Origin of the sequence: Oligoflexus sp., assembly GCF_035638955.1 — a bacterium.
In the GTDB taxonomy this organism is placed as follows: domain Bacteria; phylum Bdellovibrionota_B; class Oligoflexia; order Oligoflexales; family Oligoflexaceae; genus Oligoflexus.
Genome location: NZ_DASQYZ010000334.1, coordinates 1 through 2,052 on the forward strand (window position 1 = coordinate 1; position 2,052 = coordinate 2,052).

Below are 2,052 nucleotides of genomic sequence, written 5' to 3' on the forward strand. Positions count from 1 at the left end.
GGGATTTCTTCCCAGCTCTTCCCTCCATCAAGGGTTCTTACCACAAGTCGTTGATCGACCTTGGGATCGGGATTGTAATTTTGGATCGTTGCATAGCCTCGCTCGCGACTCGGAAAGCTGCCTTTCCAGGTGATTTCAAAAGGCCGCTTGGACTCATAGACCTTGGTCCAGGTCTTGCCCCCATCGTGTGTGGCAACGATCAAAGCGTGCGACTGTTCGATATTCGAACTTGAGCCGCCGAAGACGATGCCATTCATCTCATCGAAGAATCTGACATCGACTATCATGGCTGTCCATGGACTCATATCTATGATGCTCCACGACCGCCCGCTATCGAGCGAGCGCAGAAGCTGAGCCGGACCTCCGACGCGGCCACCGGCATGGATGATTGTTCGCTGGTCCAGCTTCCCGGCATTAATGAATTTTGTGGGCTGGATATCGATCGCACAAAGTCCTTTGGTCGACTTCGCCGGCAGGTTTTGGACCGCGTGCCACGTTTCGCCACCGTCGATGGTCTCATAAAGCGGCGTTTCATCGGTTACATTGGGAAAGTATTCAGTCCCGATATTGCCAGCGAATCCGTGCCTCTTGTCAATCATTGCTATCGTTCGAAAATAGGTGCCCGGTTGATTAAGGACCAGATGCCATTGCCGGCCGCCGTCCCGGGTGCGATAAATTTTTCCTTGGCCGTTGACATAAAATCCCAGTGAAGAGTCGACAAAGAAAATGTCGTCCTGCTTCCCTTTGTAAGTCTCCGTATTAAGCTTGAACCAGCGCGAATTCGTTGCTCGCTGGAGCTGATCAGATGTGGCTGCATCTCTTCTTGAACTCACGCAGCCCGTGGCGAGAGCACCGATCCAAAGATACTTTCCAACGGTACTGATCATCACCTGCTCCTTTTATGGTTTTTAAACGGTTGATCCCGGTGCGCGCTTATCCTGCGTCGAATCATAAAGGCGCTCGCGCTCTGGTCTTAAATTCTATATCGGGAAATGTGGAAAGCGACAAGCGTTATGGAGATGAACCGCGGTCAGGATATGCTCCCAGGGCTCATAAACGATAGTAGGTATTTGTGGATACAACTGACGTTTACAGGCTGAGCGCAGACGAGCAACGTCATGGTAAGAATGTTGGTTTTGTTGCGTTTGCAGACGCCGAGCGAGGAACCATCTGGATTCGCGAGCCATCATGCAGCCATCGAATCGAAGATTTAGCAGAGGTATCACCCTCTGCTCTGACCTGCCGTTTTCGAATGATCCTCAGCGACTCAAAGCCACCATCATGATGTCACCTGTTTTTTTACACGCTGATCATGGTGCGGAACGTTTGCCAGTGTAAGGATTTGACTTGGTGTCCGAGAAAATCCCATGCCAAACCGGGCGGTTACGGATGGCTTTTCCATGCTGAGCAATCTTCTGAACGGATTGAAAACCATTTTCCAGCACGCGAAATTTGAACATGGCCAATCGGCCAAATATTAGCTAGCTTGGCTTCAGACACAGCAAAGGGGGTTTTAAATGAAAAGAAGAACGTTCGTGGCTGGTAAAATCGTGGCAACTGGAATCCTGGCTTTCATGTTGGTGGCGTGCGGAGCAGCCAACGAAAACAGTGAGACGAAAGTCACCAATGGAAAGGTGATTGGCGATAGCAGCTATCCATCGGTTGTGCAGATTTATGCGGCAGTTGAAGGGAAGCCCGGCACCTGTACAGGCACATTCGTGAGTAAAACGAAAATGATTACAGCCGGTCACTGCGTGGAAAGTTTGGATTCATCAGATCCCAAACTGTATGTGCTCGGCAAGAGAGTGGAAAATGGCGAAGAGAAATACTTCGCCAAGGTCAAGGCGGTGAGCTTTAAGCGCCACCCCAAATATGACATTTCTCTGGGCGTTAGTCGTTACGATGTCACCATCGTGACGTTCCCGGCTGATTCAGCCTCAGGTTTCAGCACCCCCGCCTCCAAATCGCCCTCGGTGGGTCAGAAACTAACAATTGTAGGGTATGGTGCCAATGTCCTTACAGGCGTGCCCGGTGGGAGAGTGAATGGTAGCG

The 2,052-nt window shown here is 50.9% G+C and carries 2 protein-coding genes; one reads left to right on the forward strand and one right to left on the reverse strand.

The genetic code is table 11. The annotated features are described in order from the left end of the window. Window positions 1–887: hypothetical protein (locus VE954_RS29615; RefSeq protein ID WP_324959751.1), on the reverse strand; the 887-nt coding region annotated here is incomplete at its 3' end. Window positions 888–1,517: 630 nt separating this feature from the next. Here VE954_RS29615 and VE954_RS29620 point away from each other — a divergent pair. Further along, window positions 1,518–2,052: trypsin-like serine protease (locus VE954_RS29620; RefSeq protein ID WP_324959753.1), on the forward strand; the 535-nt coding region annotated here is incomplete at its 3' end.